The sequence below is a fragment of the Panacibacter ginsenosidivorans genome (assembly GCF_007971225.1).
Taxonomy (GTDB): Bacteria; Bacteroidota; Bacteroidia; order Chitinophagales; family Chitinophagaceae; genus Panacibacter; species Panacibacter ginsenosidivorans.
In genome coordinates, this window is record NZ_CP042435.1 from 1,417,125 (window position 1) to 1,443,231 (window position 26,107).

The 26,107-nt window shown below is 39.0% G+C and carries 20 protein-coding genes; 17 read left to right on the forward strand and 3 right to left on the reverse strand.

All coding sequences use genetic code 11. The features are described from left to right. Positions 1-142 precede the first annotated feature (142 nt). The 17 genes from FRZ67_RS05860 (at position 143) to FRZ67_RS05940 (ending at position 20,212) form a co-directional block, all read left to right on the forward strand. Positions 143-1,105, forward strand: a complete 963-nt coding sequence (locus tag FRZ67_RS05860; protein ID WP_147188648.1) for a fumarylacetoacetate hydrolase family protein — start codon at positions 143-145, stop codon at positions 1,103-1,105. A gap of 20 nt (positions 1,106-1,125) precedes the next feature. Continuing rightward, positions 1,126-1,422 carry an antibiotic biosynthesis monooxygenase family protein gene (locus tag FRZ67_RS05865; protein ID WP_147188649.1) on the forward strand — a complete coding sequence of 99 codons (297 nt, stop codon included), beginning with the start codon at positions 1,126-1,128 and terminating at the stop codon, positions 1,420-1,422. A 171-nt stretch (positions 1,423-1,593) separates the two neighbouring features. Next, positions 1,594-2,352: a cyclase family protein gene (locus tag FRZ67_RS05870; protein ID WP_147188650.1), complete on the forward strand. Its 759-nt coding sequence runs from the start codon at positions 1,594-1,596 to the stop codon at positions 2,350-2,352. Between the two features lie 85 nt (positions 2,353-2,437). Beyond that, positions 2,438-2,926 (forward strand): cupin domain-containing protein, encoded by a 489-nt coding sequence (locus tag FRZ67_RS05875; RefSeq protein ID WP_147188651.1) that lies wholly within the window; start codon positions 2,438-2,440, stop codon positions 2,924-2,926. A 98-nt stretch (positions 2,927-3,024) separates the two neighbouring features. Further along, a complete protein-coding gene (locus FRZ67_RS05880) occupies positions 3,025-3,792 on the forward strand; it encodes an SDR family NAD(P)-dependent oxidoreductase (protein ID WP_147188652.1) in 768 nt (255 codons plus the stop codon). A 65-nt stretch (positions 3,793-3,857) separates the two neighbouring features. After that, a complete protein-coding gene (locus FRZ67_RS05885; RefSeq protein WP_147188653.1) occupies positions 3,858-4,970 on the forward strand; it encodes a 5-methyltetrahydropteroyltriglutamate--homocysteine S-methyltransferase in 1,113 nt (370 codons plus the stop codon). 100 nt (positions 4,971-5,070) lie between these two features. Beyond that, on the forward strand, positions 5,071-6,252 hold the full coding sequence (locus FRZ67_RS05890; RefSeq protein WP_147188654.1) for a 4-hydroxybenzoate 3-monooxygenase: 1,182 nt from the start codon (positions 5,071-5,073) through the stop codon (positions 6,250-6,252). A 91-nt stretch (positions 6,253-6,343) separates the two neighbouring features. After that, positions 6,344-7,129 carry a 3-oxoadipate enol-lactonase gene (gene pcaD / locus FRZ67_RS05895; protein ID WP_147188655.1) on the forward strand — a complete coding sequence of 262 codons (786 nt, stop codon included), beginning with the start codon at positions 6,344-6,346 and terminating at the stop codon, positions 7,127-7,129. Between the two features lie 5 nt (positions 7,130-7,134). After that, entirely contained in the window at positions 7,135-7,515 is a 381-nt protein-coding gene (gene pcaC / locus FRZ67_RS05900) for a 4-carboxymuconolactone decarboxylase (RefSeq protein ID WP_147188656.1), read from the forward strand. 77 nt (positions 7,516-7,592) lie between these two features. Then, on the forward strand, positions 7,593-8,279 hold the full coding sequence (pcaH, locus tag FRZ67_RS05905) for a protocatechuate 3,4-dioxygenase subunit beta (protein WP_147188657.1): 687 nt from the start codon (positions 7,593-7,595) through the stop codon (positions 8,277-8,279). Continuing rightward, positions 8,279-8,860, forward strand: a complete 582-nt coding sequence (pcaG, locus tag FRZ67_RS05910; RefSeq protein ID WP_147188658.1) for a protocatechuate 3,4-dioxygenase subunit alpha — start codon at positions 8,279-8,281, stop codon at positions 8,858-8,860. The genes pcaH and pcaG overlap by 1 nt, the downstream gene beginning before the upstream one ends. A gap of 7 nt (positions 8,861-8,867) precedes the next feature. Further along, a complete protein-coding gene (locus tag FRZ67_RS05915) occupies positions 8,868-10,088 on the forward strand; it encodes a flavin-dependent oxidoreductase (protein WP_147188659.1) in 1,221 nt (406 codons plus the stop codon). Between the two features lie 135 nt (positions 10,089-10,223). Further along, a complete protein-coding gene (locus FRZ67_RS05920; RefSeq protein WP_147188660.1) occupies positions 10,224-10,784 on the forward strand; it encodes a DUF3237 domain-containing protein in 561 nt (186 codons plus the stop codon). 170 nt (positions 10,785-10,954) lie between these two features. Next, on the forward strand, positions 10,955-12,304 hold the full coding sequence (locus tag FRZ67_RS23860; RefSeq protein WP_147188661.1) for a 3-oxoacid CoA-transferase: 1,350 nt from the start codon (positions 10,955-10,957) through the stop codon (positions 12,302-12,304). Between the two features lie 113 nt (positions 12,305-12,417). Then, entirely contained in the window at positions 12,418-13,755 is a 1,338-nt protein-coding gene (gene pcaB / locus FRZ67_RS05930) for a 3-carboxy-cis,cis-muconate cycloisomerase (RefSeq protein ID WP_147188662.1), read from the forward strand. A 485-nt stretch (positions 13,756-14,240) separates the two neighbouring features. Then, complete coding sequence (locus FRZ67_RS05935; RefSeq protein WP_147188663.1) at positions 14,241-18,788, forward strand: T9SS type A sorting domain-containing protein; 4,548 nt, start codon at positions 14,241-14,243, stop codon at positions 18,786-18,788. 503 nt (positions 18,789-19,291) lie between these two features. Further along, positions 19,292-20,212 (forward strand): DMT family transporter, encoded by a 921-nt coding sequence (locus FRZ67_RS05940; protein ID WP_147188664.1) that lies wholly within the window; start codon positions 19,292-19,294, stop codon positions 20,210-20,212. Positions 20,213-20,238: 26 nt separating this feature from the next. Here FRZ67_RS05940 and FRZ67_RS05945 read toward each other — a convergent pair whose 3' ends face one another. The 3 genes from FRZ67_RS05945 to FRZ67_RS05955 all read right to left on the reverse strand — a co-directional run bounded on the left by FRZ67_RS05945 (position 20,239) and on the right by FRZ67_RS05955 (position 26,045). Further along, complete coding sequence (locus FRZ67_RS05945) at positions 20,239-21,795, reverse strand: carboxylesterase/lipase family protein (RefSeq protein ID WP_147188665.1); 1,557 nt, start codon at positions 21,793-21,795, stop codon at positions 20,239-20,241. Between the two features lie 161 nt (positions 21,796-21,956). Beyond that, positions 21,957-23,543 carry a GDSL-type esterase/lipase family protein gene (locus tag FRZ67_RS05950; RefSeq protein WP_147188666.1) on the reverse strand — a complete coding sequence of 529 codons (1,587 nt, stop codon included), beginning with the start codon at positions 23,541-23,543 and terminating at the stop codon, positions 21,957-21,959. Between the two features lie 177 nt (positions 23,544-23,720). Continuing rightward, on the reverse strand, positions 23,721-26,045 hold the full coding sequence (locus FRZ67_RS05955; RefSeq protein ID WP_147188667.1) for a glycoside hydrolase family 3 protein: 2,325 nt from the start codon (positions 26,043-26,045) through the stop codon (positions 23,721-23,723). Between the last annotated feature and the right edge of the window lie 62 nt (positions 26,046-26,107).

Below are 26,107 nucleotides of genomic sequence, written 5' to 3' on the forward strand. Positions count from 1 at the left end.
CCGAAGAATTTTGTGCAGCAAATTGAGCAACGACTGATGAATAAAATGATTCAACTAATATGTAACTACAAAAGATTAATTAATTAATAAAAGCTCGGTCTCTCCTCGCCTTTAGGAGAGGAGACCAAGAGGTGAGGTTAAAATGAAACTTGTAACATTCAGAAACAAAAAAGGTCAATCAAGAACAGGCTGGCTGAAAGACAATGGTGTAGTAGATATGGAGCTTGTAAGCAATGGAATATTGCCTGATAATATGCTTGCCTTTATCGATGATTATGAAAAATATTTTTCGATCATCAAAGAACAACATTTAGAAGACGCAGCACCAACTTACAACTTAGCGGAAGTGCAATTACTTGCACCACTTCCAAATCCTCGCAGCTTCAGAGACTATATAGGGTTCGAAATGCACATGCTGAATGCATCAAGATCATTCGGGCATACAATTGGTGCTGCATGGTACGATATGCCAATCTTTTATTTCACCAATCATCATGGAATCTTTGGCCCTGAGGATGGAATAAAACGTCCGTTGAAAGAAACAAGACTTGATATTGAACTGGAGATAGCGGTCATTATTGGAAAGAAAGGAAAAGATATAACCGCTGCGGAAGCAGAAGATCACATTTTTGGTTACACCATTTTCAACGACTGGACTGCAAGAGCTATTCAGAAAAAGGAAATGGAAATTCCGTTGGGACCACATAAGGGAAAAGACTTTGCTAATGCCATTGGTCCATGTATTGTAACAAAAGATGAGTTTGAAAAATATCGTGTACCCTTTGATGAAAGTTATTTTGAAGCGCCATTGAAAGTCCCAACGGTTAAAGGCGACAGGTTTGATCTGAAAATGGTTTCCAGAATTAATGGACAAGTTGTAGCGGAAGGAAATTATAAAACGGTGTTCTTCAATTTTCCACAAATGATTGAGCGAGCCTCCGAAAATAATGTAACACTTATGCCCGGCGATATTCTCGGCAGTGGCACTGTGGGCGGCGGAAGCTTAGTTGAAAATAATTTTACTGTCCATCGTCCATTGGAGCCGGGTGATACAGTGGAATTAGAGATTGAAGGCATTGGAGTATTGAGAAATAAAGTTGTATAATGCAGGCATAAATTAAACATATGATTTTAGAATTAGCAACAATCGATATTAAACAGGATACTAACACTGACTTTGAAACTAATCTTGAAAAAGCCCAACATGTAATTAGCCAATCCAAAGGTTATATCAGTCACCAGTTTCAAAAATGCATTGAACAGGAGAACCGATATATTCTTTTGATCAAATGGGAAAACCTTGAAGCACATACAAAAGGTTTTCGTGAATCAGAATTGTTTAAGGAATGGCGTGCATTGATTGGACCATTCTTTGAATCTGCACCAAATGTGCAACACTATGAATTAAAATTTGAAATGTGAAGATGATTTCGGATTTCGGATTTTAGATTTCGGAATATGAACGACCGAGATCCGAAATCATCAATCCGAAATTTCTTGTTGCATAATGGTATATAGTACAAGAGTGCGACGCAACAGCAGTTTAATAGTTGTATAAAAGCCGGGAACATAATAACTACATAAATAATTGCAATGAAAATAATTGACTTATCAGTAACCATTTCTGAGAAAATTAAAGAGCCACTGCCTACTAAAATTGTTTATGAGGATCACAAGGAAGGCGCAAAAAAGATGGGTGGTAAACTATTTGAAGGATTGACAGATGTGTTCATTGATGGCAATGGTCCTGCAGGTGAATTTTTGTCTGTTACAAGTCATTGTGGTACGCATGTGGATGCGCCATATCATTATTTTCCAACTTCAGAAGGTAAGGCTTCAAGAACGATTGATGAAATGCCGTTGGATTGGTTTTTCCAGGATGGTGTAGTGCTTGATTTTACTGATAAGCCCGATGGCTACATGTTTGAGCCGGAAGACTTGGTAGAAAAATTAGCAGCGATAAATTATACGCTTAAGCCACTTGATATTGTGTTGATCCGCTGCGATGCAGACAAACGAATTCATGATGATGATTTTGTAAAAATACATGTGGGTGCTTCGGCAAAAGCAACGCATTGGTTAATTGACCAGGGTATTAAAGTGATGGGTACAGATGGTTGGGGATGGGATATTCCACTGCATATACAAGCTGCAGATTTTCGCAACAATCCACGTCCCGGTATTATCTGGCAGGCGCATTATGTAGGCATTGAAAAAGAATATTGCCAGATTGAAAAATTAGCCAACCTGGATCAGTTGCCTCCATTTGGTTTTAAAGTGGCTTGCTTCCCTTGTAAAATAGAAAAGGCAAGTGCAGGCTGGACAAGAGCTGTAGCCATTTTAGATTTATGATTTCGGAAAGATTCGAACAGCGAAATTGTATTCGACTTTAAAATTCCGAAATCATATATCCGAAATCCGAAATTAAAATAAAAGAATGGAATCACCGATAAGACAAGTTGTAACGGGTCATGATAAAAAAGGCAATGCAGTTTTTGTATCTGATAATACATTCGAAACTGTTGCTATTCCTTCCGGCGACGCAGCCATGACAACTATCTGGACAACGGCAACAGTTCCTGCAGATTTGAATGATGAAACAGATGGACGCGAAAGAGATGCAGGCACAACTTTAAAAGGCGGCTCAGTTATTCGCATTGTAGATATGTTGCCCGGTGCTTCTTCTCCAATGCATCGTACAAATAGTATTGATTATGGAATTATTATCAGCGGCACTATTGAACTGGAATTAGATAATAATATTTTTAAAACATTAGCAGCGGGAGATATTATTGTGCAACGCGGTACCATACATAAATGGCGTAATCCAAGTGCAGAAACAATTTGCAGGATCGTATTTGTATTGACAGAAGCAAAACCTTTTGAGTTAAATGGAACAGCTTTGCAGGAATACATGGAGCATTGATTTTTTTATGAACCAAACAGCATTGCTACTATTAAGCTTCTGTTGCGTCGCACACTTGTACAACATAACAATATTGAACAAGTAAAACACTATACTGAATGAAAAGATTTGAAAATAAAGTTTGTCTTGTTACAGGCGCTGGTTCCGGTATTGGTGCAGCAACCTCGGTTGCATTTGCAAAAGAAGGAGCAATCATTATTGCAGCAGATATAAATGAAGATGCAGCAAAAGAAACAGCAGGTAAAATAAAAAAAGATAAGGGCAAAGCGATTTTTATAAAAGTAAATATTGCACAGCATAGTGAGGTAAAGAAAATGGTTGCACTCGCAGTAAAAAGATTTGGGCAATTAGATTGTGCTGTGAATTGTGCAGGTATTGCAGGGAAACATACTTTAGCTGTACATGAATATCCCGAAGATGATTGGGTAAACATGATCAACATAAATCTCATTGGCACTTACTATTGCGTGAAAGAGCAAGTAAAACAAATGTTGCAAAATGGTGGCGGTAACATTGTAAATGTTTCTTCTGCTGCGGGTTTGATTGCGCAGCCATTTAATTCGCCGTATGCAGCTTCTAAATTTGGTGTTGTGGGTTTAACAAGAACAGCAGCTAAGGAGTATGCTACACAGAATATCCGTATCAATGCAGTTTGTCCAACAGCAATTGAAACGCCAATGATCATGCATGGCAGAAGAAAACTTGCCTTCAATCCCGAGGCGTTGGAAGCAGCAAAAAACTACCAGGCAATGAAACGTATGGGTCAGCCGGAAGAAGTAGCAGATGTGATATTGTGGCTATGTTCAAATGAATCATCTTTTATAACAGGCCATGCTATGCCAGTGGATGGTGGTGCTTTTGCTTAATGGTAATACCCGATTGTTCAAATAATAGGATATTCAACAGTAAAATCATTTTGTAATTTCAGATTATGAAAAAATTAAATCCTCCGTTCCGGGCAGACCAGGTGGGTAGTTTACTAAGAACACCTGAAGTAAAAGAAAACCGCCTTCGCTGGAAGCAAGGCTTATTGAGTGCTTCAGCACTGCGTGCTATTGAAGACAAAGCCATTGCTGAAACAGTAAGGAAAGTAGAAAGCATTGGCATGAAATCCATAACAGATGGAGAATTCAGGAGAGACTATTTTCATCTCGACTTTTTGCAACAATTATCGGGAGTAGAAGTTACTGGCGGTATTGCTGCCAACCCGCATGCTAAAACTGCCGAAGATCATTTTACGCCGCCAAAATTGAGTGTTACCGGTAAGTTGAAACACGTAAGAAATATACAGGTAGATGATTTCAATTTTTTGAAATCAGTAGTAACACAGACGCCAAAGGTTTCTATTCCCTCACCAACCATGGTGCATTTTCGCGGCGGAAGAAAAGCAATTGATATCAATGCCTATCCCGATATGGACGAGTTTTTCGCTGATCTCTCACAATGCTACCGTGATGAAATAAAAGCATTATACGACGCCGGCTGCCGTTATATACAATTGGATGATACCAACCTTGCATATTTATGTGATATCAAGATGAGGGCAGAAGCAAAGCAACGTGGTGATGATCCCAATGAATTGCCCAAGACATATGCAGCATTGATCAATTCAGTTATTAATGATCGCCCCAATGATTTGACTGTAGCTATACATCTCTGCCGTGGCAATTATCGAAGCACCTGGTTTGCAGAAGGTGGCTACGAACCAGTTGCAGAAGTATTGTTCAATGATCTTAATGTGGATGCCTATTTTTTAGAATATGATGATGAGCGCAGTGGTGATTTTGCACCACTTCGTTTTGTACCAAAAAATAAAGTAGTAGTACTTGGATTGATCTCATCAAAAATTCCTCAGCTGGAAAAGATGGACGATGTAATAAAAAGAATTGAAGAAGCTGCACACTATATGCCAGTTGAAAATATGGGGCTTAGCCCGCAATGTGGCTTCTCCAGTACCTCTCACGGCAACAATATTACCATGGATGATCAATGGAGGAAACTTGAACTGGTAGTAAAAATTGCAGATACTGTCTGGGGTTATTAATGGTGACCTGACAGTGCTGACTAAAGAAAAGAAAGTACAAGAGTGCGACGCAAGAAAAGTCTAATAGCAGTGTAGCAGTTGGGTACATAAAGTAAATAATATGGTTTTAAAAACACAAATAGGTATCATCGGTGCAGGACCTGCAGGTCTAACACTTGCGTTATTATTACAAAGAGCAGGCGTTGATTGTGTAATACTGGAATACCGCAGCCGTGATTATGTAGAATCGAGAGTACGTGCAGGTTTGCTTGAACAAAATACCGTTGATCTTTTTAATGAATTAGGTGCCGCAGAAAGATTAAACAAAGAAGGCCTGCAACATCACGGTGTGTATTTGAGTTTTGATGGTGAAAGAATAAGAGTGCCATTTAATGAATTAACAGGCGGCAGATGTATTACGATTTATGGGCAGCAGGAAGTAGTGAAAGATCTCATCAAACTAAATCTTGAACGCGGTGTGCCCGTTCACTTTGAAGCAGCAGCAACAAAAATTGAAGGCATAGATACTGCTACTCCAAAAGTTCATTATACACAAAATAATGAAGACCATATTCTGGAATGTGATTTCATTGCCGGTTGTGATGGTTATCATGGCATCAGCCGAAAGTCAATGCCAAAAGGCGCTTACAACGAATTTCAAAAAGAATATCCATTTAGTTGGTTGGGCATTCTTGCACATGCAGCGCCATCAAGCGATGAATTGATTTATGCTTATCATGAACGCGGGTTTGCGTTACATAGTTTGCGCAGTGAAAAAGTGAGTCGTTTATATATACAAGTTGATAACAATGATAAAGTGGAAAACTGGACCGATGAAAATATTTGGGATGAGTTGGAAATTCGTTTAAGTGATAATAAAAGCTTTAAATTAAACCGCGGTGAAATTTTTGAAAAAGCCATGACACCCATGCGAAGCTTTATGATCGATAATATGCAGCATGGAAAATTATTTTTAGCTGGCGATGCTGCACATATTGTTCCGCCAACAGGTGGCAAGGGCTTGAATCTTGCCGTAGCAGATATCCGTTTTCTTTCTGCGGCACTCACCAACTTGTATAAGAATAAAAAAGATGACCTGCTGCAAACTTATTCGCAGGATTGTTTAAGAAGAATATGGCGTGCACAGGATTTTTCCAATTTTATGACGTACCTTTTTCACAAACAGGCAACGCATGGCTCGTTTGAATATCATTTACAAAAATCAAGATTTAATTATATAGGTTTATCAAAAGCACAGGCAACAACTATTGCAGAGAATTATGTAGGACTAAAGGAAATTTAATAATGATACCAGCTACAGTAACTCCGGTTAAACTTCGTTGCGTCGCATTGCGTTCATCGCCTGTTTTACTATGAAGCAAAAAAATACAAACATGCAATTCGTAAGTATTAACGGACATACAATTCACTATAAACATATCATTTCAACTGCAAATGAAACCAGCACTTTTCTGTTCGTCAATTCACTCGGTACAGATTTTCGAATATGGGATGAGGTTGTGGAATCATTGAAAGAATATGGAAATATTATTTTGTTTGATAAGCGTGGTCATGGTTTGAGTGATGTTTTTACGAATACTACAGGATTAAATGATTTTGCTGATGATGCGGCCGCGCTTTTAAATTACTTACACATCAATAAATTTATTATTGTTGGTTTATCAGTAGGTGGTATGATAGCACAGATTTTAGCAAGCCGCTTTCCAACACAAATAGAAAAACTTATACTTTGCGATACAAGATATAAGATTGGAAACGAAGATATTTGGAATACCAGGATACATCAGGTGAAAGAACAAGGGTTAGAATCAATAAGTGAAGGTGTAATCCAAAGATGGTTCTCTGCTGATTTTCACAGAACACAAGCTGTAAAAGTTACAGGATATCAAAATATGCTGGAACGAACACCTGCATTGGGTTACATACAAGCCTGCGAAGCAATAAGAGATGCGGATCTTACTGCGATAGCAAAGCAAATTAAGACTCCAACTTTATGTATTGTTGGTTCTGAAGATAAATCAACCACACCGGAAGAAGTAAAATATCTTGCAGATCTAATTGAAGGTGCTGCATATAAAATAATTAAAGGTTCGGGACATATTCCATGTATTGATAATCCGTCGGTATTAAGCAAACTGATTATTGATTTTATTAAATAGCATTTATGAATGATGAATTGTATAATAAAGGCATGCAAACACGCCGTTCTGTTTTAGGGGATGCGCATGTTGACAAAGCAGAAGCAAACAAAACAGATTTTGACAAAGACTTCCAGGAATACATTACCAACAATGCATGGGGGGCTGTATGGAGCAGACCCGGTTTAACAAAAAGAGAAAGAAGTTTGATTACAATTGCACTGCTTGCAGCATTGGGTCATGATGAGGAATTGGCAATGCATATTCGTGCAACAAAAAATACAGGTGCCACACAAGATGATGTGAAAGAAGTGTTGCTTCATACGGCAGTGTATGCAGGTGTACCTGTTGCTAATGGCGCTATTAAAATTGCAAAGAAGATTTTTGCAGAAGAAAAAGATCAATAAAGTTGTCGCAGCACAAGAGTGCGACGCAACAATAGGTAAATAGTAGTACAGAAGTTGGGGACCAAAATAAAATTACAATGGACCAGATAGATTACAATGTTCAACCACCGCATTTATACCCGGAGTATAAATCAACGATTCTTCGCAGTCCTACAAAGCCATTGATGATCGTAAAGGAATATTTGAAAGATCTTAGCCTCCCTGCATTTGGAGAATCGATGATTGGAAAATTTGATAATGACTTAACAAAAAATGCCCGTAAGAATGGAGAACCAATTGGTGAGCGTATTAAAGTTTCGGGTAAAGTAATGGATGAATATGGCAGGCCTTTGCACAATGTATTGGTAGAGATATGGCAAGCCAATTCTGCTGGCCGTTATATACACAAAGCAGAGATACACGACGCACCACTTGATCCAAATTTTTTGGGTGCTGGTCGCATGCTTACCGATGCTGAAGGAAGTTATTCGTTTTACACCATCAAGCCTGGTGCTTATCCATGGGGCAACCATTTTAATGCGTGGAGACCCAATCATATCCACTTCTCTGTAATTGGTCACCAGATAGGGCACAGGCTGGTAACACAAATGTATTTTCCGGGTGATCCATTGTTTGAGTTTGATCCTATTTTTCAATCGGTACCTAAACATGCAAGAGGATTGCTGATTGCAAAATTCAGGATGGACTGGACAGACCCTGAATTTGCATTGGCTTATGAATTCAATATTGTATTAAATGGGAAAAGTCAAACACCTTTTGAATAATGGAAAGACTACAACAAACACCTTCCCAAACAGTGGGGCCATTCTTTGCTTACAGTTTAACTGCAGAGCAATACAGCTACGAGTACAATAGTATTGTTAATGAGTTATTGCTTGATGACAATACAGAGGGCGAACGTATTTACATAACAGGCTCCATTTATGATGGAAAAGGAAATGCAATTTCTGATGCCATGATAGAACTTTGGCAAGCCGATGCAGACGGTAATTATCGTGCATTGCCCATTAATAAAAAGAACGATGGTTTCACCGGCTTTGGAAGATTAGGAACAGGAACAAATGAAAAACATCATTTCACTTTTAAAACAATAAAGCCAGGTTCTGTAAACGGGCAATCACCACATATCAATGTCATCTTATTTATGCGTGGTTCGTTGCATGCATTATACACAAGAATGTATTTTTCAGATGAAGCAAATTATTGTGATCCTTTATTAAGTAGTGTAGAGGCATCAAGAAGGCAAACATTGATCGCAGAACGGAAAGAAATAAATGGCAGCATCACATATCATTTTGATATGCACATGCAGGGTGAAAAAGAAACCGTATTTTTCGAAGTATAGTTAAACAATGAAAATAATTATAGCAGGCGGTGGTATTGGAGGTCTGACAGCAGCGTTGCTTTTACGCAAAGCAGGCTTTGAAGTAAAAGTATTTGAATCGGTAAAAGAAGTAAAACCACTTGGTGTAGGCATAAATCTTTTACCACATTCCGTTACAGTGTTAAATGAATTAGGCCTCGTTCCAAAGCTTGCGCAAATTGCTGTATCATCTAAGGCATTGCTTTACTATAATAAGTTTGGCCAGAAATACTGGGAAGAACCACGTGGTCTATACGCAGGTTATAAAGTGCCGCAGTTTTCTATTCACCGCGGGAAATTTCAACAACTACTTTTTGAAGAAGCAAAAGCAGTAATTGGTAAAGAAAATATTTTCACCAATCATCACCTGCAATCGTTCAAGGAAGAAGATGATAAAATTATTGCCGGTTTTATCGATCATTCATTTAATGAATTTATTCATGAAGAAACCGGCGATGCATTGATCGGTGCAGATGGTATCCATTCCGTAGTAAGAAAATATTTTTATCCAAATGAAGGCGAGCCCAAGTTTACCGGCATTACACTCTGGCGTGCTGTTACAGAAACAACACCGAATTTTTTGAACAGCTCAATGGTAATGATCGGTAATACCATGCAAAAGTTTGTGGCTTATCCTATTCGTGAGGATGCAACATCTTCCACTATCAATTGGATCGCAGAAATAAAAAATGAAAACAATACAACGCCGCCAAAACGCGACTGGAACAAGAAAGTAAACAAAGAAGTTTTTCTTCCCGCATTTCGTTCATGGAAATTCGACTGGCTTGATATACCCGCCTTAATCGAAGCCGCAGGTGATGTATTTGAATTCCCCATGATCGACCGCGATCCTTTGCCACGGTGGACTTTCGGAAGAATTACTTTGCTTGGTGATGCTGCACATCCCATGTATCCCATTGGTTCCAATGGCGCATCGCAGGCCATTCTTGATGCAAAAGCTTTAACTGAAAATTTGATTGCAAATAATGATATACAAAAGGCATTGGTGGAATATGAAAGGATAAGGTTAGAACCTACTTCAAAAATTGTATTAAGCAATAGAGAAAACGGCCCAGATAAAATTATGGAGATCATGGAACAAAGAGCACCAAACGGTTTTGAAAACCTTGATGATGTGATCTCTAAAGAAGAATTGCAGGAAGTAGCCAATCAATATAAAAAAATTGCAGGGTTTGAAAAGAAGGTGTAAGCAATGTTGTTACCAACAAATGCATGCTTGGCATCTTCGTTGCGTCGCATTACGTTCATCTGTTGAATAAATATGGAACTTTTATCGAAGCGTATTTTATTCAATTTTATGCTGGAACAAAATGCTTGGAACAAAATGAAAAAAATAACAAGTATCATTATCTGCATTCTTGGATTATGTTGTTTTCCAACATTACTCTTTTCACAAACCGATAGTACCAAAAATACAATGCAAAACATGAATACTCCTCAACTTGAATTTGTATGTGAACTAACAGTAAATGTAGATAAGCCGCAACAAGTGGGTGAAACAGGTCACGGAACAAGAAGAGTAATTCCACTGATGGGTGGCACGTTCAAAGGACCAAAGATGAACGGTATTATTTTACCCGGCGGTGCAGATTGGCAGCTTATCAAAAAAGATGGAGTAGCAAATATTGATGCCCGTTACACCTTACAAACAGACGACAGTGTACTCATTTATATTTCTAACACCGGCATCAGGGTTGCATCAGAAGAAGTGTTAAAAAAATTATCTAACGGCGAACAGGTAGATCCAAATGCATATTATTTCAGAACGATTCCTGTATTTGAAACATCTGTTGGCAAGTATGACTGGCTGATGAAATCAATATTTATAGCAAAAGGAATCAGAAATCCACACAACGTAATTATACAGGTTTGGAGAGTTGAATAATATTGTTGCAGTACAAGTGAGTGACACAACAAAAGTTTAATAGCAGTACAAAAGCTTAGTACAAAAAATAATCAGTATCATATGGATGGAGTTATCAAAATAATATTTCTAAACTTCTTAAGTCCCTTTAGGGATTTAGGGCAAAATTCCCCTTCAGGGGCTAGGGGCTTATGAAACAAGTACCGCAGATATCAGTAGCAGAAGCTGCAGCATTAGTGAAAGAGGGAGACACGATTTTTGGCGGCGGCTTTGGCATGACGGGCAACCCCATTCATTTATTGCATGCACTGGCCGAAACAAAAACAAAAGACTTAACATTCATCGCCAATAACACTGGTGAACCAAATCTTGGTGGTGGCAGATTATTATTGAACGGGCAACTAAAAAAAATGATCGGCTCATTTTTTACGAGTAATCCAGATGCAGTAAAAGCGGCACAAAACGGAACAATAGAATATGAATTATTACCGCAAGGCACGCTGGCCGAAGCCATTCGTGCAGGCGGCGCAGGCATTGGCGGATTCTATACACCAACATCTGCAGGCACATTGATCGCGAAAGACAGAGAAACAAAAATGATTGATGGTGTTGAACAGGTTTTTATAAAAGGTATCAGGGCAAATGTTGCATTCATACGTGCATGGAAAGCAGATACAGCGGGCAATCTAACATACCGGATGACGGAACAAAATTTCAATCGTGCCATGGCAACGGCAGCAGATCTTGTTATTGCAGAAGCAGAAGAAATTGTTCCTGTCGGCAGCATTGAGCCAGAGCATGTACACACACCCGGATGTTATGTTGATTACCTGGTGCAGGCACATGTAACAGTTGAAGAGCTTGGTATTTCTGCATCGGTAGGCACTTCGAAGAAAACGGATGCTGCAAGAAATAATATGGCGGCACGTGCATTTGCCGAATTAAAAAAAAATGAAGTGGTAAATCTTGGTATTGGTATCCCAACGCTGGTAGCAGATTTTATAAAGCCCGAAGATGGAATCATTTTACATACAGAGAATGGAATGCTTGGTGTGGGACCTTCGCCTGAAGATGGTGGCGGCGCAATGGATTACCCGGTAAATGCAGGAAAGATCCCGGTGACTGCATTGCCCGGCAGCAGTTACTTTGACAGCGCTGATTCTTTTGCAATGATCCGTGGAGGTCATGTGGATGTTGCCATCATGGGAGGTTTGCAGGTGGATGAAAAAGCCAATCTCGCCAACTGGGCCGTTCCCGGCAAACCCTTGCTGGGCGTAGGCGGAGCAATGGACCTTGCTGCATGTGCAAAGAAATTAATTATCGTTATGACGCATGCGAATAATGATGGTTCTGCAAAGATTGTTCCGTCATGCACATTGCCGTTAACAGCGTTCAATGTTGTTGATCTCATCATTACAGAACTCGCTGTATTCAATTATAATAATGGTCAGTTAACATTGATTGAATTAATGCCCGGTGCAACATTAGAAGAAGTAAGAGCAAAAACAACTGCTAAATTCGAAGAGAATTTAAAAGTATAGTTTTATAAACCCCACTAAAGTTTATTAATTATGCTTTACTTGCGTCGCACTCTTGTACACTTATATCTTTGTGCGGCAATAAGAAGCTATCAATATTAATATCACAACAACACATGCAACGACTGTACGAAAATCTCTTCTATAATAAACAAGTAAATGAAATATTTACAACAGAGTCGTTCATACGATACATGCTGCAGTTTGAAGCCGAATTGGCGAATGCACAGGCAAAACATAATTTAATTCCACCAACAGCAGCACAAATTATTGAAGAGAATTGTACTGTATCAAATATTAATATTGAAACTTTAATCTCAGAAGTTGCAGCAGGCGGTAATGCTGCCATCCCATTGATTAAACAACTTACACATGCAGTTAAAACAAAAGATACAGAAGCTGCCAAGTATGTTCACCTTGGCGCAACCAGCCAGGATGTGATTGATACAGCCATTACTTTGCAATTACGTGATGCTTTAAAGATTATTGAAAAAGATCTGCAACAACTCATCAATCAGCTTGTATCATTGATTGAAGTGCATCGCAACACTATTATGATTGGCCGTTCTTTTATGCAGCATGCAAGGCCTATTACTTTTGGGTTTAAAGTATCGTGCTGGCTGGATGGTTTATTACGATCGAAACAAAGAGTTGTAAAATTATTAGCAGAACAGTTGCCTTTGCAACTTGGTGGTGCAGTAGGCACTTTATCAGGTATGCAGGATAAAGGATTACAGGTTGCAGAAACAATGAGTGCATTACTGCGACTCAACATACCCGCAATTCCCTGGCATACACAACGTGACCGTTTTACCGAAACAGCTACAACACTTGGCATACTCAGCGGCAATATCGGTAAAATAGCAAAAGATATTAGTTTACTGATGCAAACAGAAATAGCGGAAGTATTTGAACCATCTGTTCCCGGTAAAGGTGGGTCTTCAACCATGCCACATAAAAGAAACCCTGTTGGCAGTATTGCAATACTTGCCAATACTCAACGCATACCTAACTTGGTTGCCACCATGCTCTCCTGCATGGTACAGGATCATGAAAGAGCAACAGGCAACTGGCATGCAGAATGGGAAACACTGACCGATATAGTACAACTCACTGCAGGAACTGTTCACCAGGCATGTATTATTACAAATGGCCTGGAAGTAGATACAGCAAAAATGTGCAGCAATATTGAACTAACCAATGGATTGATCTACGCAGAAAATATCTCACTTGCTTTGGCAGAACATATCGGCAAATCAGATGCGCATACATTAATGGAAACACTTTGCAAAGAAGCAGTCGATCAAAAAATACATTTGAAGGAATTAGTTGAAAAAAATGATACCATATCCCGGTATCTTTCTTTAAATGACATGCAACAACTATTTAGCTCTGACAATGCATTAGGTTTATGTAATGCATTCATAGATCGTGTTATTTCCCCATTAATTTAACCTAAAAATTACATGCCACAAGATGCATGCAATACATTATTACTGCTGCTTTTCTAACAAAAAGTACAAGTGTGCGACGCAACAGAAGCTCAATTTCAAGTTATAGCCGGATACATAAAATTAAATGACTATAAAAGAAGATTTTAAATAACAGGTGATTTTAATTATCGCAATTATTAAGTAATAGGACTTATTTTCTATTTAAAGCAGACGTTTTTAACCTGCTGTACTTTTAAACAGCTCATCTTTCAGAAAAAAGGAATGAGATAACCATACATAACATTCATGTTAATAGATTGCAGTTTGATCATAAAGAATTAATATTACCTGTTTATGCTTCCTTAAAAAAAAGTGCTGTTCATTAAATTAAAATAACCATCTAACAATTTCTTCTTCTTCTCAAAACTTATTATTAAGTTTGAGAAAGTTTATCCACCCCCAAGAGAGTTACCCTATTTTTTTACTGTACACCACAATTAACTAAAATGAAAACAAAATTCTACTTTCTATTGCTTGTCACGATCACAACAATAGCTAATCAGACTCTGGCACAAACACTTGTAAAAAACATGAGTTCTACTAATGGCGATGTGTATGCCGTATACAAAAATGGCAGCAGTTATTACCTGGGTGGCACTTTTAACTATGTAGGCTTAAATACCGGATATGGGGCGTTGACCAAATCAAACAATGACTACCCCAATATGGATTTTCCACAATTTAATGGCCAGGTATATACAATTATACCTGATGGAAATGGCGGATGGTATGCCGGAGGCTACTTTACAGTTGTTGGTGGCATATCGAAATCTTACCTCGTCCATATCAAATCAGACAACTCTGTTGATGCCAATTTCAATGGCAACTGTAACAATGTTGTACGGGCTATATTAAAAGTTGGCGGCAGGTTATACATTGGCGGTAGCTTTACAACAGTAAACGGAACGGCCCGATTATATGCGGCCGCGTTAAATTCTACTACAGGCGCACTGCTGAATGCATGGAATCCTGCACCAAATTCTACAGTTAATACTATTTCGGCATCATTTGGAACAGATACAACAATCTGGCTGGGTGGATATTTTACAACTATCAACGCTACTAATTTATCCAGACCTTACCTCGCCAAAGTAAATACTACCAACGGTAATTTCATAAGTGGATCCTTAAGCGCCGATTATATAGTAAATAAGATAACAAAACGGGGTGATTCTGTTTTTGTTGCAGGAGACTTTTCACGATTGGGGTTGAAAACAGATTATCTTTCCACTATAACAGAAGGTAGCAGCAGTTCAAGTCAAACCATGCCCAATGCAAACGGACGCATAAGTTGTATTATTTCTGATGGCACTGGTGGCTGGTATGTTGGAGGTCAGTTTACACAAATCGGAGGTGTCAGTAAAAATTATGTGGCGCATATTAAATCTGATAAAACAGTAGATGCAAGCTTTACGGCGTCTTGCAATTCTTATGTATTTGCAATGGTTAAAGATGGAACAAGGCTTTACCTGGGCGGTTATTTTACCACGGTTAATGGTACAACAAGAAATTATATTGCTGCTGTAAGTACCACAACTGGTGCCGTAGTAACTGGATGGGATGGGAATGCCAATTCTTACGTATATACACTGGCAGTGAAAGGGACGGAGGCAGTGATAGCTGGTGGATATTTTACTGTTATGAAAGGTAAAAATGCTTACCACGTAGCAGCACTTTCAAAAACAGACGGTACTCCGATTGGAGGATTACCAGGATATAATAATTATGTAAATAAAGTTGCAGTGAGAGGTGATTCTATTTTAACAGGAGGTGCCTATACATATTCTGGTTATTATTCGCCTTATTCAGCCAAAATGACCACAACATCAATAACTCAGGATCCAAATTTCCCTGCTACTAATGGGTTAATTTATTCTGTAGTTCCGGATGGCGCAGGTAATTATTATGTAGGAGGATCATTTACTACTATTGGTGGTGTAAACCAGGCCTATGTTGCAAAATTGAATTCATCTTTCCAGGTGTTAACGGGGTGGGCTCCTGCGGTAAACAACCAGGTACGTACAATGGTTCTGTCAGGTACCACACTATATATAGGCGGTTTGTTTAGTACTACAAATGCAGTCTCCCGGCCATACATTTCAGCATTAAGTACCGCTAATCCTGGTAGTAACAAAACATGGAACAGTTCTTTGAATAGTTATACATATTCGCTGGTAACGGATGGTACAAGTATATATGCAGGTGGAATATTTACACTTGTCAATGGTTCAACTACCCGCAATCTTTTGGCAAAATTTGATTTAAGCGGAAACCTTAATGCAACATGGAATCCTAATGCAACCGGTGGTGGTGGTTCGGTGGAAAAGCTTGCTATTTCAGGAACAAATATCCTTGCAGGCGGAAGTTTTACCACTATCGGAGGAGTAGCAAGAAATTATTTAGCTAAATTAAATAATACGAATGGGGCTGCTTCAAACTGGGCTACCGCAAACAGCTATGTTTTGGCTTTATATGCAGAGGGCACAACCTGTTATGTAGGAGGTTATTTTACCCAGCTTACCTCGCAGTCAGGATCGATCACTTCACGCAATTATCTTGGTGGAATTACTATCTCAAATGGCGCAATTAATGCCTTTAATCCGAATCCAAACAGCTATGTTTATACTATAGGTAAGTCTGGAACAAACTTATATTATGGTGGAACATTTACGACTGTTAATGGTACAGATCGAAAATATATTGCGGCTTCCAATACATCAACCAGTGCATTACAGACATGGAACCCTTCGGCAAACTATGTTGTAAATGCAATAAATATTGATACTGCTAATAAAAATGTATTTATTGGTGGTAGCTTTTCAGGCTTCCAGGAAACCTCTCATACTTATGCATCAGTAATTAAATACGCTACAAAAGCTTTGCTTGGATGGAATCCTGTTTTGGACAATGCAGTTTATGATATTACTTACAATAAAAATAAAATTATCATTGGTGGCGCATTCCATACAGTTAATGGCTCGGCAAGAAACGGATTTGCAGCATTCGGTTTAACAGGCGCCTTATTGGGCACTAATCTTAACCTTACGAAGGGGGGATCGAGCAATGTCTCTGTATGGAGCTTATTTGCTAATGATACTACAGTTTATGTAGGTGGAGATTTTGATAAAGCAGGTTCTGTTTTAAGAAATGATTTTGCTGAAGCAAAAATTATTACCGGAGCCGGCACCATTTTACCCACAAATCCTTTTGCAGATAATATTGTTTATGCGATAAATGTACAGGGAACTACTATTGTTTACGGAGGTGATTTTAGATTCAGCAATTTTACAGGCAGAAATTATGTCGGTATAATTAGAAATTCTACCGGGGTTATACTTCCCTGGAATCCATCGCCAGATTCCTATGTCTTTGATGTTGCAGTAAATTATAACCGCATATTTTTAGTAGGGCAATTTGATAATGTAGCGGGGACGCCTCATCCGGGAGCCGCGGCATTTGGTTTAACGGGTAGCTTACTAGCATGGGATCCGCAATTAACCAGAGCTGGATATGGAGTATATGCTGACCTGAATTCGGTTACTGCTGATTCAAATAATGTTTATCTCGGTGGCTATTTTGATCATGCCCGTGGCCAGGTAAGAAATAATGCGGCGGCTGTTTCTGCAAGTACGGCAGCACTGCAAACCTGGGATCCCGGACCAGATTATATTGTGCGAGCTATTGGTTTGAATGGAACTAATTTATTAGTTGGAGGTGATTTTAGTTTCTGCAAAGGCGCAAGCCGGCAATATCTTGCCAAAATTGATTCCGCAACAGGCCTTGTGAATACAACGTGGAATCCCGGAGCAAATGGATATGTATATGCTTTAAATGGAAATGGTTCGAATATTTATGTTGGAGGTAATTTTAGTCAGCTTGCCACTGTTACCAGAACAAGTCTTGGCTCTGTAAGTGCCAGTACAGGTGCCGCCACTTCTTTTGATCCGGTGATACAATCGAACGGTGGCCAGGGTACTGTAAGTGCAATCGCTTTTGATTCTTCAAACTTTCTGTATGTAGGAGGTACATTTAATACAGCTAAAGGTACTACCCGTAATAACCTCGCTTCGTATACAACTGCGGGTGCAGGCACTTTGCGGACTTGGAATCCTGATGCCAACAACACTGTAAACAGCATAGCAATAAACAGCGCCACAATTTATGTAGGAGGAAATTTTACAACCCTCAATGGCGGTACTATAAGAAATCATTTGGCATCTGTAAATACCACAACCGGTACATTACTTACATTTAACCCTGATATTAACAGTAATGTAAATGCGCTATCAATAAGCAATAATAATTTATATGTAGGGGGCCAGTTTACTTCTGTAAAAGGTGGCACAACTACCCGCAGTTATCTTGCAGCTTATACTTTATCAGCAGGCAATTTGACCGGGTGGAATCCGGTAGCAAACAGCTATATCTATGGTCTTGCTTCTGCAACAGATACGGTTTATCCAGGTGGATACCTTTACACATTAAATGGAGTTACGCGTAACCATTTAGGTGCCGTTAGAGGTGCAGCCGGTACAGCAACTTTAGCTTTTGATCCTAACTTAAATTATTATGTCTGGGATAATTTTATTGCCCGGCATGAATTATTAACAGGAGGCAATTTCACAACCGTAGGAGGCAATTTCCGCAGAGGTTTTGCAGTATTTAAATTGCCGGGTTCAGGGCCTTCCAGCAGCCTGTTCGCAACAGATAATAGTCAATTAAATAGCACACCATTACAAAAACAATTTGCGCTTTATCCAAATCCTGTTTCGTCTGGTACTGTTACGTTGCAATTGGGTAATGCCATTGCAGGAAAGTTCTCAGTAATTATTTCAGGCATGGATGGCAAAAAGGTCTATCAAAAATCGTTTGAAACTTTTACCAAGAATGAGGTTATAACCATTTCAACTTTGAACTTGAAAAATGGTACTTATATAGTAAATGTTATTGGAGCACAAACAAACTGGAGCAATATGCTAATAATTAGTAAATAGTTTTTGAGCCAGGCTTTAGGTCTTGTGGCGTCGTTCCTTGCGTCGCACACTTGTACATAAGTTTTGCATGGCGTCCTAAACAAATTGATCTGCCTGGCAACTAAAAAAGCACCTTACTGAAAAGTAAGGTGCTTTTTTATTACTGCCTGTTTGTAGAATTGTCTGTATGTAAAAATAAAAAAGCCAGATCTAGACAGAACCGGCCGTTGCTAACCTATGAAAAACACCAAATTTATTTTAAAGTTTTGCTTACCTCACTTATACTTACTCACTTTGATAACACAAAATAACAGCTAAAGTGACCCATGCAAAATAGAATAGCATATCTATCTTATGTAGAATTATTACTACTTGACATTAAGAATAGCTGATAATCTATATTTATTATACCCGCGCAAAAAAAGATTTACAGTACAAGTGTGCGACGCAACGATGTTTACAAGCAGTTCTAAAGCCCGGCTCATAAAAAATAGCTGCCCCAAAAAATAAAAATCATTTTCTTTATGACTCTTTTAAAATCATTTTCAAATAACAAATTTTCATTGAAAGCAACCGGCGTTAAACTTACTATAACAGGATTATGTTTTGCTATTCTATGGTCATCAGCTTCTGCTGCTACAAAAATTGGATTGGAATCCGCACAACCTTTTGTAATTGCCGTAACCCGATTTTTTATTGGTGGTGCTATTATGTTATTTATTACGCATGTGCTGTTGAAAAAACGTTTACCAAAACAAAAAGAATGGAATCAACTTGCCATGTACGGTTTACTCAACATCAGCATTTACCTTGGTTGCTATGTAATTGCCATGCAAAATGTTTCAGCCGGGTTAGGCTCTTTATCTGTAGGCACAAACCCTGTACTGATAAGCATTATAACTTCTATCTGGCTTAAGCAACCAGTTAAAGGAAATACCATTTTCAGTTTACTGCTTTGCACTGCAGGTATTGTAATTGCCGCTTACCCTTTATTGGAAAACAGTTACGCTACGCCAACGGGACTTATTATTCTTTCTATCAGTATGCTGTCTTATTCTGTCGGTGCTTTATATTTTTCTCAAAAAAAATGGAACGACCTGCATATACTTACCATCAATGGATGGCAAACTTTATTGGGTGGCCTTTTTTTATTACCATTTCTTTTTATTTTCTATGACAAAACTAAAAACACTTATGATCTCAAGTGGATTAGTTGTGTATTATGGTTAGCAATTCCTGTATCTATTGGTGCTGTTCAATTGTGGCTTTATTTATTAAGAAATAATCCTGTAAAAGCATCCTTCTGGTTATTTCTCTGCCCGGCTTTTGGGTTTGTTATTGCAGCAATATTAATGAAAGAACCTATAAGCACTTATACATTTATTGGTGTAGCTTTTGTAATTGCAGGTCTATACCTGGTGCAAAAGAAAAAAGCAACAGTGTGACTGTTGCTTTTAAAAAACATAATTTTTTATTTAGTGTTTCGCAACTTTTGCTGGTATTTATCAATAAAATCAAACTCTGCTTTTACGGAAATAGGTTTTATCTTTTGTTCATCTGCATCTAAAACCATTATGGCATCTTTACCTGCATCAAACGAATCCCATCGCGGAAGCCCCGCTCCGTTTGGATTCCCGGTCGTTGCAAAATTTACCCAGTAAGAAGAGATAATATCTTCCAGCTGTTTATCGGCATCTGTCCATTGCAAATTCCATGTATGTAAAGTATGTAATGCATAGGGTACTTCAGAAGTATGAAATGCACCCCACTTTTCTTCACCCGGTGATACATGATTGAATTGATACAAATACACTTTGTTTTTCCCTTTGCTGCTTTGCATGCGCGCCCATGTATATGCCTGCCATGCAAAAAGATTATCACGCCCTAAATTGAATGCTGATTTTTTTATTTCTGCAGGTGTGTTGCCAGGAAATACTTTTAAAAATTCTGCAGACAAATCACCATACTGTTTTCCGGCATTTGCTTTATATTCATCGGGTGATGGGTCTTTACCAAAAGCAAAACCCTCATCACCATTCCAGCCTGTAAGCAGCGGCACATCATTTTGTTTTGATGCGTCAAAAATATTGTAAACACTAGTTGGTAAAACATAACCGTCTATTACCGGGCCTGCAGAAAACGAAGCGGAGGCTTTTTGCAGATCTTCTGCGCTCATCTTTCTCATATCAGCAATTGAACTTGCTTTAACAGCCTGCATGAATTTATTACCGTTTTCTTCTGCCGTATGCAATGTCAATGCTCTTCCATCGCTGTTGAACATGGCACCGCTCTCTCCTATCGCACGTTGAAACAATCCTTTTGCAACAGGCGAAGCCGTCAATGCATTTACGCTGAATGATCCTGCTGATTGCCCTGCAATAGTTACCCTTTCTGGATCTCCACCAAACGCAGCAATATTTTTTTTCACCCATTGCAACGCTGCGATCTGATCAAGGAATGCAAAATTGCCAGATGCTTTGCCATTAGATTCTTTTGTTAATTCAGGATGCGCCAAAAAACCAAACACACCCACACGATAATTAATGGATACAAATACCACTCCTTTCTTTGCTAAATTTTCTCCATCATAAATAGCACACGCACTGCCACCTGATGTAAAACCACCACCATAAATCCAAACAATAACAGGTCTTTTGTCTTTTGAAGATTTTGCAGCTGTCCATACATTCAGATACAAGCAATCTTCGCTTATCGGTTGCTCCGGAATCAAAAACTCCGGCGTGTACATCATGAATGGTGTTGGTTTATTCTGCATGGGGCTTGCAGAAAAAGCATCACATTTTTTTACACCTTCCCATGCTGCAACAGGTTGCGGTGCTTTCCATCTTAACGCACCAACTGGCGGAGTCGCAAATGGTATTCCCTTAAATATATGAATACTATTGTCAGCATTCGCTGTGCCAGACACAAAACCTGCATTGGTTTTCACAATGTCAAGGTTTTCCTGTGCAGTTGCCTGCAGTGTTACTGCTGATAAAAATATTATTGAAACAAAATATTTTTTCATTATTCTTTTTATAATTGATTTTTTTACTGACCCGTACCGTTACTATTAAACATGGTTGCGTCAAACGCTTCAGTATTTTGTTCTTTGCTGAACATATAACAAAGTGTACAAGTGTGCGACGCAACAGATGATGCCACAACCACTAAAGATTGTAACAAAAATTATTTCTGCTTCATTGCTTCAGCAATTGCTTTCTCTGCAAGCGGCTCCATTATTTTATAACCTGCAAGATTTGGATGTACACCGTCACCAGACAAATTCGCTGGCAAACCATTGCGTTCATCTTTCATTGCACTGAAATAATCGAGATATACCACATTATTTTTTGCAGCATACTCCTTCAGCATGGCATTTAGCTTTACAACTTTTGGTGCAGGCTCCATACCGGGATGCCATGGAAAATCAAATGCAGGCAAAACAGATGAAATAACAGGATGAATTTTATTTGCTTTGGCCAACTCAACCATGGAGACAATGTTGCCGAATGTTTCTTCGAGGGTCATTGGTCCTGTGTTTTGTGCAATATCATTAATACCTGCAAGAATCACTACCACAGCGGGTTTCAGGTCAATAACGTCAGGACGGAAGCGGATCAGCATTTGTGGCGTTGTTTGCCCGCTGATTCCTCTATCAATATAATTTTTACCAGCAAAGAATGATGAGTCTGCGTTGATCCAGCCATCAGTTATAGAATTGCCCATGAATACAACACGCGGCTTGGTTGAAGTAGTTGATGCAAGCGCTGTATTTGCATCTCTGTAGCGACCAAGATTTTGCCAGTCATTATGAAAGCGTTTTTCATTTTCTTTTTGCATGTCATCAAGCTGCCAGTCTGTAAATTTTTTCATCCAGTCTGGCTGATGCAACATTTTCAAATAACCATTCAATCTAAGCCAATCGCCAAAACGATCGATCCATGTATCACTCGGCAGATGCTGCACACGCAAACCAAAACCATGATTGCCTGTTGAATAAATATGAAGCTCGGCAGAATGTTTTGATGCTAACCATTGCTGGTAAAGATTAATACTGTGTGGTGTTAGTTGAAAGCCATCATCTGTTGCTACTGTAATAAACATCGGTGGTGCATCTGCCGGTATATTATTAACCATTTCGGGTGGAAAAAAAGGATAGATAGGCGCAATAAAATCAGGCTTGTTTTCTGCAGTGTATCCAAATGCAGTTGATGCGGTAACAGTGCCGCCTGCCGAAAAACCAATGATGCCTATTTTATTTTTATCTATCCCAAATTCTGCAGCATGACTGCGTACATAAGCAATTGCATTCCTGCCATCTGCTACTGCAAGTGGTATATCTGCTTTCATTTCTGTTTCAAGTTCAGGCTTGCCTACCTTGCTCATGAACTCTGCTGCAGGATCGTTGGTAAGACAATGTATTAATCTGTATTTAAGAACAAAACAGGTAACGCCTTTTTTTACAAGCCACTTTGCCACATCATAACCTTCGCTGTTAATAGAAAGTGCATGAAACCCGCCGCCAGGACAAATAATAACCGCTGTACCTGTTGATTGCATTGAATCTGGTGCAAACACTGTAAGGGTAGGATGTGAAACATTATATACCACTTTTGTTTGCCAGATATTGCTATCATTCTCTGCTTCATTCCATGTCCAGCTTTCTGAACCCGGCGCAGCTCCGTTGTATAATTGAATTACTTTTTGCTGTGCGTGTGCAATAACAAAAATGAATAAACCAATAAAGAAGAATGGCAATGATCGTTTGAGCATACTAAAATATTTTGAGGAATGAATATAAAAAATTTTTTACCGGGCTTTTGTTTCTTTTTTCAACTTTACTTGCGTCGCACTCTTGTGCGCTTTATTCATAGTTGAGCAAAATACAGAACGTACAAGAGTGCGACGCAACGGAAGCTTCATGCATATTCTACTGTACGGCTAACAAAATTATTTTACTTTATACTTTGTAGTTCTTGCATCTTTTATAACGCCTTTCCAGTTTAATCCATAACCAAAATCATATACATTGCCCTGGCTGTCTTTATAACATTGCATATCGTGAGGTACATCTTCGTTTTGCTTTTCTACAACCTGCATATTGGCCGGCATTTGAAAAGGTAACAAGCCAGAGGGTTCTGCATTGCCGGTAAGTATATCAAGAATAGCCTGGGCCTGCACACCAAAATTTACAAGAATAGCATTTGCATCTTTTTCAAACTCTGAAAAAACCATCGGGTTGGATACATTAACAGAAACTATAACAGGCTTGCCTTTCATCTTTGTAAAAGTTTCTGTAACCATTGCAAGATCTGTTGTATTTATAGCCGTTACTGTTTTGCCTTTATAAGATCGGTTGGTAAATTTTTCAAACTTATCACCGCCTGCAATACTTGTTGCACGTGCATCTGTTGCAGTGTAAGGGCCATACTGTAAACTAATTGGCAAATAACCATTGCCGCCTGCTTTTACATCATCAGCTTTGTAGCCCAGACCACTATTTGGGCTATTGATAAATACCAATGCATAATCTGCTTCATCAGGATTATCTGTAACGTTGAAATATTTTTTGATAATGTTCAAGCTGACAGGATAATCTAATTTTTCCGGTGTTTCCATACCTAAGAAATTTCTGCCGGCAGGTGTAAATTGTTTGGGCACATACACTGTTTTATTTTTTTGTAGCGGCAATACATTGTTTTTGTTTTTCAACAAAACCATTGACTTCAATTGAGCATCGTAACCAGCTTTCATAAATTCAGGATTACCTACGAGGCTCTTTGATATTTCAGGATCTACATAAGGGTTTTCAAATAATCCGGTTCTAAAAATATTTTTCAATAAACGTACAGCGGATTCTTCAAACCTTGCACGCATAAATTTTTCACCGTGTTCTCTTACACCTATGTTGTATGCTTCTATAACCGGTGCTGCATCATTGTTTCCGCCAAACTGGTCAACACCCGCCATCAATATTTTATAATGCCGTTGTGCAAGTGTTAGTGAATCTACTCCCCATGACTTTCCTGTTATAAAAATATCAACGGCTGTTTCATCACCTGTTACCAACCAGTCTGTGCAAACCACACCATCATAATGATATTTTTTTCTCAGCAGATCTGTGATGATATACGAGTTATAGTTATTAGCAACGTTCTCATGATTCTTTGTATCCTGGTTCCAGGATATAGTATAGTAAGGCATTACAGCAGCAGCCATACCTGTTTTACCTTCGAGCTTGAATGCGCCTTCTGTAAAGGGAACCTGGTGTTGTGCAAAATTATTTCCAGGATACACTGCATATTTTCCAAAGCCATAGTGCGCATCTCTTCCACCTTCTCCGCTGCCGCCACCAGGCCAGTGTTTCACCATAGCATTTACACTATTATAGCCCCAGCCATCTTTTATTTCTTTATCACCTGTTGATGTTTGAAAGCCATCGATATAAGCACGGGCCATATCAGCAGCGAGTTTTGGATCTTCGCCAAATGTGCCGCTGAAGCGATTCCAGCGTGGTTCAGAAGCCATATCAATCTGTGGAGATAATGCAGTTGCAATACCCAATGCACGATATTCCTGTGCAGCAATGTGTCCAAACTGTTTTACGACAGCAGGATCAAATGTTGCAGCCAAACCCAGTGACCCGGGCCACATTGAAATAGCACCACCGGCACCCGCATTGAACTCTGCATTGGCAATAGTTCCATGACGAGGATCAGAACTGTTGTTTGCAGGAATACCCAGGCCAATACTTTCTGTAAGTGCCTGTACATTGTTATTCCATTCTGCTGCTACTTCAGGGCTTTTAACAGAAGTAACCAATACATGCCGAACATTATCTTTCGTTAGAAAAGTCTTTTGTTGGTCGCTGAGGTCTGACGCATTGGCACCACTTTCTGCAAACGATTTACCATTATATGTGCCAGCGAAAGGACCTGTTGGCGCGGTGGGAATCGGCTGATGCCTGCTATATAACATAAGCCCGGCAATTTGCTCAACACTCATTTGAGACGCAAGGTCTTTTGCACGGACGTCTGCTGACAAACGCCAATCTTCATACTTATCCAGCTTACCATTTTTATTAAGGTCTTTAAATGCAAAGCCATCAACGATAATAAGCTTTACACCTGAAGATGTTGAGTAGCCAAGTGTTTGCCCGTTCTTGTTGGTAACCGTACTAAGTGTGCCGTTAATTTTTTCACTCCAGTTTTGAGCGTGCAATAATGCAGCTTGCAAAACAAGACAAAGAGTGATGGACAGTTTTATTTTCCTCATAGCAATAGTTATAATTTTTTTATGTAGCCGATTGTTGCATAAATAATATTAACTGTTACACA